This is a genomic window from Chryseobacterium cucumeris (assembly GCF_001593385.1).
Classification (GTDB): Bacteria; Bacteroidota; Bacteroidia; order Flavobacteriales; family Weeksellaceae; genus Chryseobacterium; species Chryseobacterium cucumeris.
The window spans coordinates 1-15,105 of the sequence record NZ_LUVZ01000001.1 but is presented as its reverse complement, the minus strand read 5'-3'; the positions used below and the strand labels follow the sequence as shown (position 1 = coordinate 15,105).

The 15,105-nt window shown below is 35.8% G+C and carries 12 protein-coding genes; 8 read left to right on the top strand and 4 right to left on the bottom strand.

Annotated features, from left to right (window positions below; all coding sequences use genetic code 11):
* The first annotated feature begins 269 nt into the window (after window positions 1–269).
* Genes A1704_RS00055 through A1704_RS00045 form a run of 4 tightly spaced genes read left to right on the top strand, consistent with a single transcriptional unit; the run spans window position 270 to window position 2,471 of the window.
* The gene (locus A1704_RS00055) at window positions 270–488 is read left to right on the top strand and encodes a hypothetical protein (protein ID WP_062669277.1); all 219 of its coding nucleotides are present in this window, start codon (window positions 270–272) and stop codon (window positions 486–488) included.
* Window positions 485–658, top strand: coding sequence for a hypothetical protein (locus A1704_RS24670; protein WP_167348768.1), 174 nt, complete (start codon window positions 485–487; stop codon window positions 656–658). The genes A1704_RS00055 and A1704_RS24670 overlap by 4 nt, the downstream gene beginning before the upstream one ends.
* A gap of 10 nt (window positions 659–668) precedes the next feature.
* On the top strand, window positions 669–2,183 hold the full coding sequence (locus A1704_RS00050; RefSeq protein WP_062669275.1) for a MauE/DoxX family redox-associated membrane protein: 1,515 nt from the start codon (window positions 669–671) through the stop codon (window positions 2,181–2,183).
* 24 nt (window positions 2,184–2,207) lie between these two features.
* On the top strand, window positions 2,208–2,471 hold the full coding sequence (locus A1704_RS00045) for a hypothetical protein (RefSeq protein WP_062669273.1): 264 nt from the start codon (window positions 2,208–2,210) through the stop codon (window positions 2,469–2,471).
* A 116-nt stretch (window positions 2,472–2,587) separates the two neighbouring features.
* On the opposite strand, the gene A1704_RS00040 is transcribed toward A1704_RS00045, so the two are convergent.
* The 4 genes from A1704_RS00040 to A1704_RS00025 form a co-directional block, all read right to left on the bottom strand.
* Window positions 2,588–2,974, bottom strand: coding sequence for a hypothetical protein (locus A1704_RS00040; RefSeq protein WP_062669271.1), 387 nt, complete (start codon window positions 2,972–2,974; stop codon window positions 2,588–2,590).
* A gap of 413 nt (window positions 2,975–3,387) precedes the next feature.
* Entirely contained in the window at window positions 3,388–5,931 is a 2,544-nt protein-coding gene (locus A1704_RS00035; RefSeq protein WP_062669269.1) for an alpha/beta hydrolase family protein, read from the bottom strand.
* On the bottom strand, window positions 5,921–7,324 hold the full coding sequence (locus A1704_RS00030) for a RagB/SusD family nutrient uptake outer membrane protein (protein ID WP_062669267.1): 1,404 nt from the start codon (window positions 7,322–7,324) through the stop codon (window positions 5,921–5,923). The genes A1704_RS00035 and A1704_RS00030 overlap by 11 nt, the downstream gene beginning before the upstream one ends.
* A 16-nt stretch (window positions 7,325–7,340) precedes the next feature.
* Entirely contained in the window at window positions 7,341–10,340 is a 3,000-nt protein-coding gene (locus tag A1704_RS00025) for a SusC/RagA family TonB-linked outer membrane protein (RefSeq protein WP_062669265.1), read from the bottom strand.
* Window positions 10,341–10,983: 643 nt separating this feature from the next.
* Between A1704_RS00025 and A1704_RS00020 the strand changes: the two genes are divergently transcribed.
* The 4 genes from A1704_RS00020 (at window position 10,984) to A1704_RS00005 (ending at window position 14,640) form a co-directional block, all read left to right on the top strand.
* Window positions 10,984–11,232, top strand: a complete 249-nt coding sequence (locus tag A1704_RS00020) for a helix-turn-helix domain-containing protein (protein ID WP_062669263.1) — start codon at window positions 10,984–10,986, stop codon at window positions 11,230–11,232.
* Between the two features lie 234 nt (window positions 11,233–11,466).
* The gene (locus A1704_RS00015; protein WP_162268217.1) at window positions 11,467–12,270 is read left to right on the top strand and encodes a DUF6602 domain-containing protein; all 804 of its coding nucleotides are present in this window, start codon (window positions 11,467–11,469) and stop codon (window positions 12,268–12,270) included.
* Between the two features lie 27 nt (window positions 12,271–12,297).
* Complete coding sequence (locus A1704_RS00010; RefSeq protein ID WP_065119525.1) at window positions 12,298–13,788, top strand: AAA family ATPase; 1,491 nt, start codon at window positions 12,298–12,300, stop codon at window positions 13,786–13,788.
* Window positions 13,789–14,640 (top strand): HNH endonuclease, encoded by an 852-nt coding sequence (locus tag A1704_RS00005; protein ID WP_062669256.1) that lies wholly within the window; start codon window positions 13,789–13,791, stop codon window positions 14,638–14,640.
* The last annotated feature ends 465 nt before the right edge of the window (window positions 14,641–15,105 follow it).

Here is a 15,105-nt window from a genome sequence, read left to right as displayed (position 1 = left end):
CATGAATAATATTCAAAAGTACACAAATTGAAACAAGAATAAGATTATTTCAACACAAAGGGAATTTAACAAATCAAAATATCAATTTAAACACATTGATAATCAATATTTTAAAACATAATTATATTTTGATTTAATTTACAAAACGTACCACTATAATTTATAAATCAAGCCCAGAAACCTTTTTTTCCGGGCTTTTTCTGCTCTAAATTCGTTCTCAGAATTCTAATATAAACCGGCCGGGGTTGTTAACCTTTAAATCCCAGATCATGAAAACCTTAATTTACATTTCAACAGGAATTTTAATTGCCATAATGCTTTATTCCTGTCATCCGGATCAGCCTTTATCAATGGAAGATCCAAAGGAGAGCATCCTACAGAGTAGTATTTTATCTGCAAAATCAGATAGTATAGAGTTTATGGAAACAGACCCTCCAAAAGATCGTGACCACTGGAGACCCGATGAAACTAATAACCACAACAAATGAACAGTGGATCAATTCCATCGCTTACGATAAGATCAGGACAAAAATGTCCGGTTAGCGGATTATGGAAAAACACAGGAACTTTCACTACAACGATCGTTATTGCTGAGAAATCAGCAATGCCGGATTATTGCGGACGAAAAGTTATATGGATTCTTTTGTACCAATGCTAAAAAATATATCATGAGAAAGCTCATTGAACAATTCCCCACTTTCACTGCCTATTTTTTTGTGCTGCTGTTTATGTACGCATCGGTAAGTAAGATTCTTGATTTTGAAAATTTCCAGGTACAGATTGCACAATCCCCTCTTCTGACAGCTTATGCAGGAGTGGTATCTTATCTGGTAATTATTATTGAATTATTGATTGTTATCCTGCTGTTGATTCCACTTTTTAGAGGTATAGGTTTATTTTTTTCATTAGGAATAATGACCAGTTTTACTGTCTATATCTATATGATCCTCCACTACAGTGAATCCATTCCATGTTCCTGTGGAGGTATCCTGGAAAAAATGAGCTGGGATGAGCACCTCTTTTTCAATCTTATATGTGTACTCCTGACAGTCATTGCCTTAATTTGTTTCTATAATAATCGGAAAAAAAACAGCTATAAAGTTTATATAAAATTATTGGCTACTATTTTAACAGGCTCTTTCATTGTCATTTTTCTCTATATCAGTTCTGAACATACAGTAAAGAGAGAAAATAATTTTACCCGTCGTTTTCTCATCCATCCACTGATTAAGGATAAGACCCTACAGCTTGATAATGAACATTATTACTTTGCCGGAAACAATAAATTCGATGTTTTTTTCGGAAACACATCCACTCCTTTGGTTCTGGCATCAGTTGGCAATAGTTTTAATTCATTACAAAAAATGCAGATATATCCCGATCGAACAGACTTTACTTATACTAATCTGCAATTGAGAGTAAAAGATTCAGAGTATTATCTCTATGATGGTAGTGTTCCTATTATTTACAAAGGAAAAACAGGAAAACCTGCTGCCCATACCATCAGTCATAATGAGGTATATTTTAACCAGCTATCAGTAATTGATTCTTCAAATTTCGCAGTAAGAATACACAGCAGTAAGACAGGGGAATATGAATTAGGATTACTTACGCTTACAGGATATCCTAAGTTCACCTCTTACGACAAACTGCTGGAAAAGCAGATTGACGGGATATTTGATGCTGACGGACAGCTGGTTGCTGATGTAAAAAACAACAGCATCACCTACATGTATGCTTACAGAAATCAGCTTCTGGTTATGAATGACCAGCTTCAGCTAAAAAGCAGATTCAAAACCATTGATACAATCTCAAGAGCCCAGGTTGAGCCCGTTAAGCTTGCGGATGGAAATACAAAATTAAAATCCCGTCCTCTAAAGGTTAACTCTGTATTAGCAGTCAACGGTCCGCTTCTCTTCAATCGATCTCATCTTATGGGGAAACATGAAAGCGCCGAGCAATGGAGAAATGCAGTGATTGTGGACATTTACAGGACAGATAAACAGGAATATGTTGGGAGCTTCTACTTAGATCATATTGATAATAAGCCTGTTTCTCAGATTATGGTCACCGATCAGTACCTCTATGCTATAGCAGGCAAAAAGCTGATCCGCTACCAATACAGAACATCTAATGTAAAATATTTTACGACAGGGGAAGCTGAAAACCTGGAAAAAGAGTAAGCATTACCAAAAACTTCAATTATTATGAAAAAGTTTCTTATCCCTGCTGCCCTGGTGATTATGGGCACTGGAGGTGCATTAGCATCAAACATCGAAAGTTCATCCAAAGTTGTTACTATTGGATACAGAGTCGGAAATTTCGGAGAGCCCACCTGCGTAGCAGTTAAAAACTGTGAAACAGTAAACACAGGGATACTCTGCACTTACACAGATGCTACAGGTCCTCATAACTTAAAAAGAATGAGTGGATCACAGTGTTTTGGAGATTTGTTTGAAATCTTACCGTAATTTGAAATCTGTTAACAAAGAGAAGGATACCACGCGGTATCCTTCTCTATAATATAGACTCTTTTGATGCACTACCATTCTGATAAATACTTCGGTCAAAGTAATGTCAATTATAATTATTCTTTCTCATAAATATAAAGTCCGCAAAGATTGTTGCTAAAATATATACTCCCCTCTGTGTAAGATTTAACATCTACACTATCGACTTTAAATTCCATTTTTTCAAAATCGTCATCATTAAAGTATGAGTCTAAAGCAGTAAATTTTAAGTCGTATTTTTTTCCAACAAGTATTTTATTTTTATTATGTAATTTCTTTTTACAGTTTTTCTCAGATAAAATCAGCTCCTTAAGGGCTCCATTTTGAAACTGAATCAAATACATACTCTTTGTACTATCTATTTTTAATATTTTATAAGTATTATTAAAACGAGTATCTCTAGAAAGCTTACTATAAGAGCAGCTTATCAACAGAGCAATAAATAAAACTACGGTATTTCTCATCTATTTTAAAATTTACAACGAATTATTTCAAAATCGGATATAAAATAAGTATTGACGACATATGTCATAGTAAACAGGCTGAAATTCTTGATTGAAAAAAAATTTCCGTTGATACTTTATATAGAATATAGAGATGTGAGTAAAGAAATTCACTGTTTTTAAAAAAAATATTTACCGGTTATTTTTTAGGAAACCAAAGTAGAAAAAAATATATTCCCCCACTTATTCAAAACTTTCAAATTATAATATAATTTCGATATTAGTAAAAAGTATTTATTATTATCTGAAAGCTTACTGAAAAGGGCAACTCTTGCACGCTGGCGTGTTAGTCACCACTATGGGCTTAATTTTTTTTTCTAATCAATAGTATTATCATCTCCTTAATTACGTAAATAGCAACATAGAAAAGGATGCTAAAGTGCATCCTTTTTTATTTGTCTCTCTATCCATGAAATATTTCTTTTTCCTTTCAGAAAATAATCCAACCAATCCTGTATCCTGAGTGCCAGATCTTTCTCTGCCTTTGAACCTATGGTAAAGACATGTACTTCTCCCGGGTAGAACAGTGCCACGACATCTTTTTTATTCCTTTTCAGCCCAATATAAAATTCCATAGTCTGGTCCCATACAATCCTTTTATCCTCTGTTCCAGTCCATAAAAGTATGGGAGCATTTACTTTATGTACATTTTCAATGGGATTATTTTCCTTATAGATTTTCCTATTCTCTGCATATGGAGCATGCATATTATATTGCCCTTCTTCAAACTGCCAATAAAAAGGAGTGAATGAGGTCTCATTATAGGAAAAATACATTCTTGTCAGATCACTGGCTCCCGCTCCTGAAATATAAGTCTTAAAACGATTTGAATGTCCCGCTATAAAATCAGTACGGAATCCTCCAAAAGAATGACCTATCAACCCAACATTCTTAGCATCGATACCCACATGATTCTGCAAAGCATCCAGAGAACTTTCTACGCAATCCAACGCTGACAAGCCAACTCCTGAAGATCCATTTACAATATCGGGGAGATACACAAAATACCCTTCTTTCAGAAGTTTCCTTATAGAAAATCCTACCGGAAAGTTATTAAGTGGGGATAAATATTGATTGTGATTTCTACTCTGTACTTCATAAATGTGAACAACCATCGGATATTTCTTTCCATTGACATATCCGATAGGATAATACAAAAGTCCTTTTAAAGGTGCTCCTTCCTTATTTTTGAAACTGATTGTTTCCATCCTTATTATCTCTGATATTTTATCCTGAGGATTGCTCTTAAAGACAACTTTGCCTTGCTGCTTTCCTATCTCTTTATAGACAATCTTTGGTGCCTCATTCAGGCTTTCTTCAACATATACAGCTTTACTAAAAGACTCATCAGTCTTATACCATGTTATATTGGAAGCTGATGAAGCCATAAGTGTTTGAAGCGTGCCTCTATCCCATTTCAAATAGGTTTTCTCAATACTTCCTTTCTGAGTCACTGACAAGAGCATCGGAGCACTTACATTGAGAATACTCTTTCTAAAATTATAACCTGACTCAGGATATAAATCAGTTTCATCTTTAGTGATGACATTTACTTCGTTTTCCTGATCGATATTAAGTGCCATCAGCTTCCCCTCCTTTACATCGTACTTCCAAAGATCATTGCTGCTCTCAAAAAAGATTGTTTTGCTATCCGGACTGAAATATGCTTTTTTCAAATCCTTTTGGGTCAATACTACCCTTCTTGATGTTTCTGTATCCACCAATACCCATAAGTCTTCCCTATTTTTATATATATAATGATTTCCAGAGTCTGACACCGAAACTTCTGCCTGCATGATGCCAAGATCTTCATATGCCCCCTTGTTAACATCATAGAGAAAACCATGAACCGATGGAAACAGGGTTGAATAATTTTGCAGTTCATCCCTGTTAAACATCAGAAAGTAATCAGGATTATTCAGGCTTACCGCGGTTGAAAAACGGTCAGAAGGAATTTTTATCACCTTATTCCCTTCCTTTTTCCATATCCAGTACCGCTTTACAAATGCTCCTTCCTGCTTGGCTTCCAGATTACCATCATTACCATACCAGATATCAACTGTTGATTTTTCTGTCGGAATATGAGTGATTCCTGTAATCATGATAGCCTTTCCATTCTGTATTTCTGTACAACGTAGATATTCATCCCACCTAATGTCATCCATATCAGGAAATATCATATCTCCTCTACTGGTATCAAACAATACAAGCTTCTGAGATGAGCTATTTGTATCTTTAGCTCCCTCTGTTTCTTCCTTAAGGATTATGAAACTCTCTGAAGGTGTTTCCTCCATACTTCGGATCATTCCCGGTGTGGAATACATTACATCTGCTTTATTACCGAAATATTTAACCAGCTGGGTTTCTTTTCCTTCCTTTTTTACGATATACAATACAGATCCAGAACTGCCGACTATGAAATACTGCACCCGGTTTATCTCTTGCAGCAGTTTAGATTTCGCATTATAGATATGAATAATACTGTCACTGGTCTGCAAGAAATATTTCTGCCCTTTTTCCATAATCCCGCTCTGGGTTATATTTTCTGCTTCAGTTCTATTCTTACCTGTCTTCAGGTCTTTCTTCATTCCAGTCAATAAATTCCACAAAACCGCTTTTCCCTGTCCCAATGCCAACAGCTGATTGTCTTTTACAAAGGAATACTGGTATTTTTTAATATGCGTCCCTATCAGGGATTGGGCTCCTGACTTCCCTGTAGCCAGCACCACAGCTGTATCATAATTCTGCCTGTAAACCTTTGTGGCTACAACCCATTTTCCATCATCAGACACCTTGTTAACAGCAATATTATAATAGGTTAAACTTTCGTCTTTAACTGAATCCTGAACCTGCGCATAACACACCATTCCCAAAAGAATAAAAAAAAGAATGAGAAGTTTATTGATATTAATAGCCATTATTCTGGGGATTAAGATTGGGATTAAGTAAGAGATCTTTCTGAGGAATAGGCCAAACGTTGTGAAAAGACTGCCAGTTAGGTTTTACCCCCTGTAAATCATTCAGTCTGTTATTACGCTTTAAGTCCAGGAACCGGTGTCCCGTTTCTGTAAAAAACTCCCTCCTGTTTTCCAAAAGGATTTCACTGAGCAGAACTTCTTTTGAAACCGATACTAAAGGACTCAGTCCTGCTCTCTGCCTTATTGGATTAATGTACAATAAGGCTTCTGCTGTTTTATTCTGCTGAGTCAGCGCTTCGGCCAGCAGTAAATACACTTCTTCCAGACGAAACACTATAGAGTCCTCCGTGTTATTGATGGTCGTATTTTTATACTTATTCACACGATACCACGTAGTTCCTCCTACCACTACCGGAATCATCCACTGCTGCTTTCTAAGGTCTCCCGCTTCAAAGGAATTCAAAAGACTTTCAGAAAGCGCATAAGTGGTAGGAGCTGCCCCTGAAAAATAATACAGCATCGCTTCTTTTACCGGATCACCGGGATTTGCAGGCTTTAACTGCCATAGGATATGTTTTGAATCTTTCTGAAATATCTTTGACAGATCATTCTGAAAACTGTACAGCGGACTTCCCAAAATTGTTTTAAGCATCGTTTCTGCCTGAACCCATTTCTGTTCCAGCATATATACCTTAGCCAGCATCAGTTCTGCTACTTTCCGGTTAGGATATACCCTTTCCTCATCCCTGTACTGATCTGGGAGCAGCTCAGCACAGCGGGAAAGATCCATTTCCAATCTTGAAAGTACTTCCGCTGTTTCCATCCTTGGTAAAGACTGATTTACTATATAATCCGTTGCTACCGGATAAGGAACTGCTCCAAAGACCTGCTGCAAATAAAATAGCAAAATGCTTCTTACTAAAATAGCTTCCCCTTCTATCCTGTTCTTTTCATTGACCGGTAAAGCAGATGCCTTAACTCCTTCTATAATGGCATTGGCCGAATAGATATGTTGATAAGCAGTTGACCATACTGAATATATCGTAGAATTAGTATCGGTCTGCTGGTTATGATAAAGTGCCAAAACACCATTGGTATCCGTTAAAGCATACGAATCCAGATCATCGGTATAGACTCCAAGCAGTGGTCCCAATGATTCACCTGACAGCGGTGAGTTATCCCTTAGCCCGGCATACAGTCCAGCCAGCGCTGCATTAGCGGTTTGAACATCTGCAAAGACTTTGTCTTTTCCGATCTGATTGGAAGGGGTTTCCACTTCCAGCAGCTTTTCGCAGGAGAAAAGAAGCACAAAAAATAGCAGTACCATTCCTATATTCCTATAGAACCTCACTACCCTACGATATTGATTTATATTGATATTAGAATTTTTCATTATTATTTTTTAGTATTTACAGTGAAATCAGTACACCCAGTGAATAGGTTTTTAAAGGAGGCAGATAACCAATATTCCTGAACTCGGGATCAGGCCCAAAGTATTTCGTAAAGGTCAACAGGTTCTGGCCCTGAAAATAGACTTTCACACTTTTAAATGTTCCCTTTACAGGAACCTGATAGCCCAGCTCCAGGTTCTTAAGCCTAATAAAGGAGGCATCAGAGACCGCAGCCGTACTGTTCATAAAAAAGACATGAAGCTGATTCTTGATTCCGTTACTCCCCGAGGAATACGGCATGTAAGTTCCACCAGGATTATCCTGAGACCATACATCCAGTACTTCTTGAGGCTGGTTATTCATCGTTCCCGGAATGGGCATAATATTGTTATAGTTCCAGTTTCTCTGTTTAACAAACTGAAAAAGAAAGGACAGGTTCCAGTTCTTTAGCCGAAGGGTATTATTCCAGCCTCCAAAGTACCGTACTCCGATATTCTCAACAGTCTGCCTGTCATCAGGAGCCGTGATCTTCCCATCACCGTTAAAATCTTTGAAGCGGTACAATCCCGTAGCAGGATCAATCCCTTCATACTGGTATACCTTTACTGAAGTAATAGGCTGTCCTATGACATACGTATTGGCATAGGTAGAGCCTGCCAATCCTGGAAAAGAAACCAGCTTGTTTTTAGGAAAACTGATATTGATACTTGATTCCCATTGAAAAGATCCGCTGGAAAAAGGTTTTGCCGAGAGTTCCAGCTCCCATCCTGAGTTTTCCACTACCGCATCCAGATTGGCCAGCACACTTGGAAACCCTGTTATAGAGGGTAGCTGATAGCCTACCAGCTGGCTTGAAGAGCGGTTCCTGTACCATGCTGTGGTCAGATTGATTCTGTTTTTTATAAACCCCAGCTCTAAAGCAGCTTCCAGTTTAGTGGTCTTCTCCCAACTGTAATTGGGATTATAAAGTCTTGAAGGATTTAATCCTGCGGTACCATTATACAGATATTCCGAGAGATCATAAGTATCCAGATACCCGTAATCCCCTATGTTATCACTTCCGGTAGTTCCATAGCTGGTACGGAGTTTTCCAAAGCTCAGCCATTTCTTATTTTTCAGGAAAGGTTCCTGAGAGAATATCCATGCGGCTCCAACCGCCCCGAAATTCGCAAACTTATTGCTGGGACCAAAGCGGCTGCTTCCATCCCGTCTTCCGGTTATATTCAGGATATACCTTCCTGCATACTGATAATTGACTCTTCCAAAGAAAGCAGCATACCGGTATTCAGTTTTAATCTGATCGGTAATGATCTTGGTTCTTGCTGCTCCTATATTCTCTATAAAAGCATTGCTCTCAAATCCAATTCCTATCATAGACCCCAGCGAAGCTGTTTCCTTTTGAAAGGTTGTTCCTACCAGTACATCCAACGCATGACGTTCTTTCTTCATCTGCCAATTGAGCTGAGGTTCCAGAATAAATGAAAAACGGTCCTGGCCACTGGTGTAAGACTGTGAACTGGCACTGGACTGTCCCTGATAAGATGAGGGATTATACATGGTATTAGGCTTCAGTGACCTTTCATCAAAAGACTGGTAATTGAGTCCTCCGTTAAGCTTCAGAAACCAATTTTCCAGCAGTTCATACTGCAAGTTCATATTGGTTAAAAACTGCTTGTTTTCATAGGAATAGGAACTGTTATAGAGTCCTGCTGGATTGTTAAAGGTGTTGTTCTCCCAGTTGAGGCTTCCATCCGAGAGGTATAAAGAAGGAGCATTAGGCACCATCAGGAAAGCCTGTTTAGTGATATCCTCACTCAATACATTATTCTTCTGAAGAGAGAACCTGCTGGAAACATTCAGCTGAAAACGTTTATCTTCAGAACTATGGCTGATATTGGCAGAGAGATTATCCGTTTTGTACTTAAAATCTTTTGAAAACACAGTAGACTGCAAATGATGGCCATAGCCTACCAGAAAGGAGGTTCTTTCATTTCCTCCGCTTAGAGAGACATTTGCGGTAAAAGCATCTGCGGTATTACCGATGAGTGTTTTCTTCCAATCTGTTAGTCTTGTCTGATCCCATACTCCGTTAATATCATAGGCATTAGCAGGATAAACAGTGATTCCATCATTCTGATATGCCTGCCTTCGCATCCTGAGATAATCTTCAGTCTTCATCATGGTAAGGTTGCTGATCAAAGAACTTACTGAATAGGATGTTCCAACATTTAAGTCTAGGCTTGAGGATTTTCCGGATTTTCCTTTCTTTGTGGTGACCAGTACTACTCCATTAGCACCTCTAGATCCATAGATCGAGGTTGCATCTGCATCTTTCAGAATCTCGATACTCTCAATATCCGAAGGATTGATACTGTTTAGTGGGTTGATACTACTGGCAGGCAGTACGGCTCCTGAAAACTGGGAAGCCATTTCTCCTCCTACCGGAACTCCATCCACGACATATAATGGATTATTTCCCAGAGCACGCAGACTGTTCTTTCCTCTTATCTGAATATCATAGCCTCCTCCTGGTATTCCCGAGTTCTGTACAATATTTACTCCCGCTACCCTTCCTTGAGCCGCAGAGAGGACATTGGTGACGGGCTGATTTCCTATATCTTTTGCTGAAACTTTGGCAATACTACCGGTTCTTTCTTTGTCTTTAACCTTGTAGTAGCCAGCGTTGAGAATAACTTCTTCGATTCCCTTTACTTTTTGTTCTAAGCTGATATTAACGACTTTCTGATTAGTGAGGGTAAATTTTTCTACTGCATAATCAGGGTGTCTGAACAATAGGATGGGATTTTCTGCTGAAACCTGTAAAGTATAGGTTCCGTTGTTTCTGGTTCTGGTAACCTGATCACTACCCTCTTGGGAGATGACAACTCCTGAAAGAGGTTTACCTGATGAGGTTACGGTACCGGAAATGATGCGTGTTTGGGCTTTTGTATGGATGCTTACAGTGGTAAACATGAGCCCAAAGAAAATGCCTCCTATATTGTAATAGGAATTTTTCATAGATTTGTAAAGGTTTTTAATTTTTTGAAGATTAATTACTGAATTACGCTCTTTCCCGTTGGTCTGCAAACTCTATGGGAAGGGGCTTTTTCTTTCTTCTGATTTTAAGTTGAGTAGTTTTTTGATTCATTTTTTAGATAAAAACTTTCCTGATGCCCTTTGGTATGAAAAAGGACTGGTAAGGTTCTGTAAACAGTGACTGCAAGGCACCGGAAAGAATTTAATATGAATGAAATCTGTGTTCCCGTGTAAGCTTTTTAAAGCCGCAATAGGTTGTACATTCCTATTGTATCGTGTAGTCTGATACTATGTTTAGGAAGCGGGCTTAGATTTTTTATGTAGAGATAGAGCGAACTGCATTGAAAAAAACGGCATGGGACTCAACATTATCCAATTCGGGGTACTGGTATACCTTACATACAGATAAGAGAGCCCACGCCTAGGTCGTGAGCTTCCTGCTTATCATCTCGTATGTTAAAAATTACCAGTTTTCGAATTTGAGACTCTAAGCAATAGCTTCTATTATTCTTTGAAGTATCGCAAAGTTACATTTTCTGTAACCTATTTTACAAATATAATAATATTTTCTTATTGCGCACAGAAAACCGCATTATTTTTTTACCCTTTCTTTTAATTTGTTCTAATGGACGACGAGAAAGACGTAATTATTGCTATTTGCAAATACATTTATCTTAACTGGATTTCGAAGGCGGAATCACAGAGAGATTTTGCATCAAAATGCGGCGTAGAGGAAAGTACTGTTAGAAGAATAAAAAATATTGCACTTGGAACATCAAAGACTGATTACAATATGTCTTTAAAAACTTTGATTAAAATCTGCCAAAAAAAACAAATAACTTTAGAAGATTTTTTCGGAAATATAAATAGATAAAATCCTAACTATTAGTTAGGATTTTTTATTTGTTGATTTCTTTATAATAGCGATCAGAAGGTAGCACAAGAACTTCTTCTGTTTCTTTTAATAGTTTTGTTTTTTGTTGTAGTACTGTTTCTTTTTGCTCTAACTTCTTCTCAGAATTAGCAAGTTTTGTATTGCTTTGGTAAAGAATTACAGATAAGTTGATGATTGCAATTGTTGCAAATGGGAGGTGATAATTTTGTATATTTGAATAATAACAAAGCTATAACAACCATGATCAACACTCTAGAATATCAAAAATCCTTAAATAGAGAACTTGACATTTTTAAGGACAGAGTTCGAAACCTAATCGGGAATGCTCATTGGGGAGAGGATGGTAGATACAAAGAAGACAAATTAAGGAATATCATAAAAAATAAGCTGCCAAACAACCTATCAGTTGGAACTGGATTTATACTGAATTCAATTTCACCAACAGATAATATGCTATCTAAACAAATTGACATTATTGTATACGATAACAATTACGGATCTTTAATAGAAGAGGGTAATTTTGTAATTGTAACTCCAAGTTCAGTGAGAGCTATAATTGAAGTTAAGACAAATATTTCTTCTAGCAGAACTGATAAAAATGGATTAAGCAAAATCGTTGAAAATTTTAATTTTATAAATCGATTTCCTTCTTTATGCCTAACAAATGAACATAGAATCTTTCGTGGATTAATATCTTTTGATTATAGAGGAAAAATTAACTCTAAAATTATAGATGATTCAATAAGATTGTCTCGTGGTGTAATTAATCATTTTTCACTAGGAGGGCAGATATTTATACGACATTGGATAAATGGAGAAGGTCTTGAACCTCCAATTGACGCTGATTGCAAAACAAATTTTTATAATGTTTATGAACTTGAAGACTTGTCACATTCGTATTTTATATCAAACCTTATTCATATGACTACATCAGTAGATCTTTCAGATAGGTATTTTATGGATTTTCCGATCGAGGGCTCTAAAGAAACTAAGAGGAACAGAACGATTTGTTTATAACAATTAAGCTACTTGCAAATGTCAGAAATGAAATTTTTAGTAACAGATAAATTCGGTAATTATCCAGAGAATACAAAAAATACAATTCTTTTAACTTGGGACGATTGGAATGATTATTCCTACTATACATTATTCGGTGTTGAATATGTCGATTTCAAAGGAAAAAAATGCACAGTAGGAGCTGTTAGAATTGCTTATATTGGACAAAGAAAAGGTATTGATCAAAAAAAAATTAACATTGGAGAGTCTTTCCAAACACTTGATGACACACATTTTTCTGTAGGAACTGAAGACTCTTACTACGAAACTCTAAATGAATTACCTGAAGAAGTTAAGAATTTTGTTTTAATTGGACTTAATGATATTGCTCTAAATAGTGACAAATTGAATTTAGCAATACAAGAAGAAGTAACTACCGATTCTCTTATGAGAGATATTTCGTATTCTACAATAGTTAATCAATTTAAAAGAATTGCTAATGGAGGAGCTAGACTAAGTAATTATAGTTTTACTTATACTTCGAAGGATAATCAGACTTCACCAATTGAGTTCAATATAATTGCAGAACAATATCCACCAACAAATATTCAGATAATTATAGGTAGTAACGGGGTAGGGAAATCATACCTATTGAACAATATGGTTAATTCCGTTTTACAACCAAACAGCAATTCTAACGACGGACAATTCATTTTTAATACACAGTATCAAAGTGACAAATTTTCTAATGTGATTTGTGTTACTTTTAGTGCTTTTGACGAGTATGAATTTCATAATAAATTTGAAAATAAAGATATAAAATATCATTTCATTGGCTTAAAAAAAATGGAAGTTGAAAAGCAACCTTCCATTAATGATTTTGCCGACAATTTCATATCAAGTATTAATTTAATTCTTAGTTCTAAAAGATTTTTTAGGTGGAAAAGTATTATCACAGAGTTAGAAAGTGATCCTGTTTTCAAAAATGAAAATTTAATAGAATTTATTGAAAAAGACTATAAAACTAATGATAAAGCAAAATTACGTTCAAAATTCACAAAGCTTAGTTCGGGACATAAAATAATCCTACTAACCATAACAAAACTGGTAGAATTATTACAGGAGAAAAGTCTGGTATTTTTCGATGAGCCTGAAATTCACCTACACCCTCCTCTTCTATCATCATTTATTAGAGCATTATCTAAATTATTATTAGATAGAAATGCTGTCTGCATAATGACAACTCATTCTCCTATCGTACTACAAGAAGTTCCAAGTTCTTGTGTTTATAAACTATCTAGAATGGGAACTTATTCAAAATTTGAAAGACCTAGATTAGAAACTTTTGGTGAAAACATTGGTGTATTAACAAATGAGGTTTTTGGGCTTGAAGTAACTGAGTCTGGCTTTTACAAAATATTAAAAGAGTTGGTGCAAGAAAATTACAACTACGAAAGTGCATTAAGAAAAATTGATGAGCAATTAGGTATAGAAGGTAGATCAATTTTGAGAAGCCTATTTTTTGATAAAGAAAGATAAATGAAAAGTATATCAAGACCAGCAGAAACAGTTGACAATATCTTAGATGTTTTCTTAAGTGATAATGTGAACGAATCAACAAGAGATCAGATTAATACAAATAGATTGCCTTTAACATTTTTGGAAAATGAGTACATTACAAAAGTACAAGACAATAGTCTTTTTGAAGTTTCCAGAGGAATTCCAGATAGCTTAACTGTTACGAAAGAATCTTTAGTAAGTTATTATGAATATCGAATGTTGAATAGACCAAATGCAAGAATTTTTTATGACTGGCTTATTCTTTCTGCACCATTTAACATATGCCCTTATTGTAACGTTAAGACAGTTAAAACTATTGACCATTTCCTTCCCAAAAGTGAATATCCATATCTTTCCGTTACGCCTGTGAATTTAGTTCCATCATGTAGAGATTGCAACACTGAAAAGATGATTAGTTATCCTATCAATAAGGAAACGCAGACTTTTCATCCCTACTTTGATATTGTGGATACAGAGCCTTGGATAGTTGCTGAACTTATAATTGGAGAACCACTAAGTTTTACTTACAAGGTTTCTAGGCTAGCACATTGGGACGATAACAAATTTAATCGCTCAGTTAATCATTTTAATGCTTACAACATTCATGAACTATTTGCCAACGAAGCGAATAGAGAACTAAGAACAAGGCAGTTAACTTTAAAAAATCATTTACAAAGAAGCAGGGACGAATTGAGGTATCATCTTGAGGAAACATATTTAGGTTGCTTAAATAGTGTTGGTATGCTTGATTGGCAGACTATAATGTACAAAAGTTTAATGGATGATGATTACTTTTTGGATGGATGTCTTGGCAATAGTTATTTTATTTAAAAACTGTACATTATTAACAATAGACGTAAACTCCCATGGAGATTGAGTATGGTTATATGCCCTACACAATATAAAATTATCACTTCAACATAACATTACGTTAAAAATTTTGATTACATGCATTAGGAAAGCAAATAATCCAACATTATAAATTCTTGAACACTCTATAATCTTTTTGAGATTGATATCCTAGATCTAATTGCTAGGCACAATAAAAAGTATTAAATTATATAAATACTGAAATTTATAATAAAAGAAAATCCTGACTGCCGTCAGGATTAAGCTTTTTATATTCAGATTGATCGTTATAAAAAAAAGGATTAATACCAGTATGTACGTGTAATAGCCACGACTTTATCTGACAGTTAGGGGTTAAAAATAATTGTCAGTTATCCAATATTGTCCTTACTTCCAAAAGTAAGGATTTTTTGTTCCTCTGCAAGAGTTTCCAATAATTTATCTTTT

Coding starts and splice junctions, on each gene's coding strand:
- A1704_RS00055 (WP_062669277.1), top strand. CDS start 270: ATGAAAACCTTAATTTACATTTCAACAGGAATTTTAATTGCCATAATG.
- A1704_RS24670 (WP_167348768.1), top strand. CDS start 485: ATGAACAGTGGATCAATTCCATCGCTTACGATAAGATCAGGACAAAAA.
- A1704_RS00050 (WP_062669275.1), top strand. CDS start 669: ATGAGAAAGCTCATTGAACAATTCCCCACTTTCACTGCCTATTTTTTT.
- A1704_RS00045 (WP_062669273.1), top strand. CDS start 2,208: ATGAAAAAGTTTCTTATCCCTGCTGCCCTGGTGATTATGGGCACTGGA.
- A1704_RS00040 (WP_062669271.1), bottom strand. CDS start 2,974: ATGAGAAATACCGTAGTTTTATTTATTGCTCTGTTGATAAGCTGCTCT.
- A1704_RS00035 (WP_062669269.1), bottom strand. CDS start 5,931: ATGGCTATTAATATCAATAAACTTCTCATTCTTTTTTTTATTCTTTTG.
- A1704_RS00030 (WP_062669267.1), bottom strand. CDS start 7,324: ATGAAAAATTCTAATATCAATATAAATCAATATCGTAGGGTAGTGAGG.
- A1704_RS00025 (WP_062669265.1), bottom strand. CDS start 10,340: ATGAAAAATTCCTATTACAATATAGGAGGCATTTTCTTTGGGCTCATG.
- A1704_RS00020 (WP_062669263.1), top strand. CDS start 10,984: ATGGACGACGAGAAAGACGTAATTATTGCTATTTGCAAATACATTTAT.
- A1704_RS00010 (WP_065119525.1), top strand. CDS start 12,298: ATGAAATTTTTAGTAACAGATAAATTCGGTAATTATCCAGAGAATACA.
- A1704_RS00005 (WP_062669256.1), top strand. CDS start 13,789: ATGAAAAGTATATCAAGACCAGCAGAAACAGTTGACAATATCTTAGAT.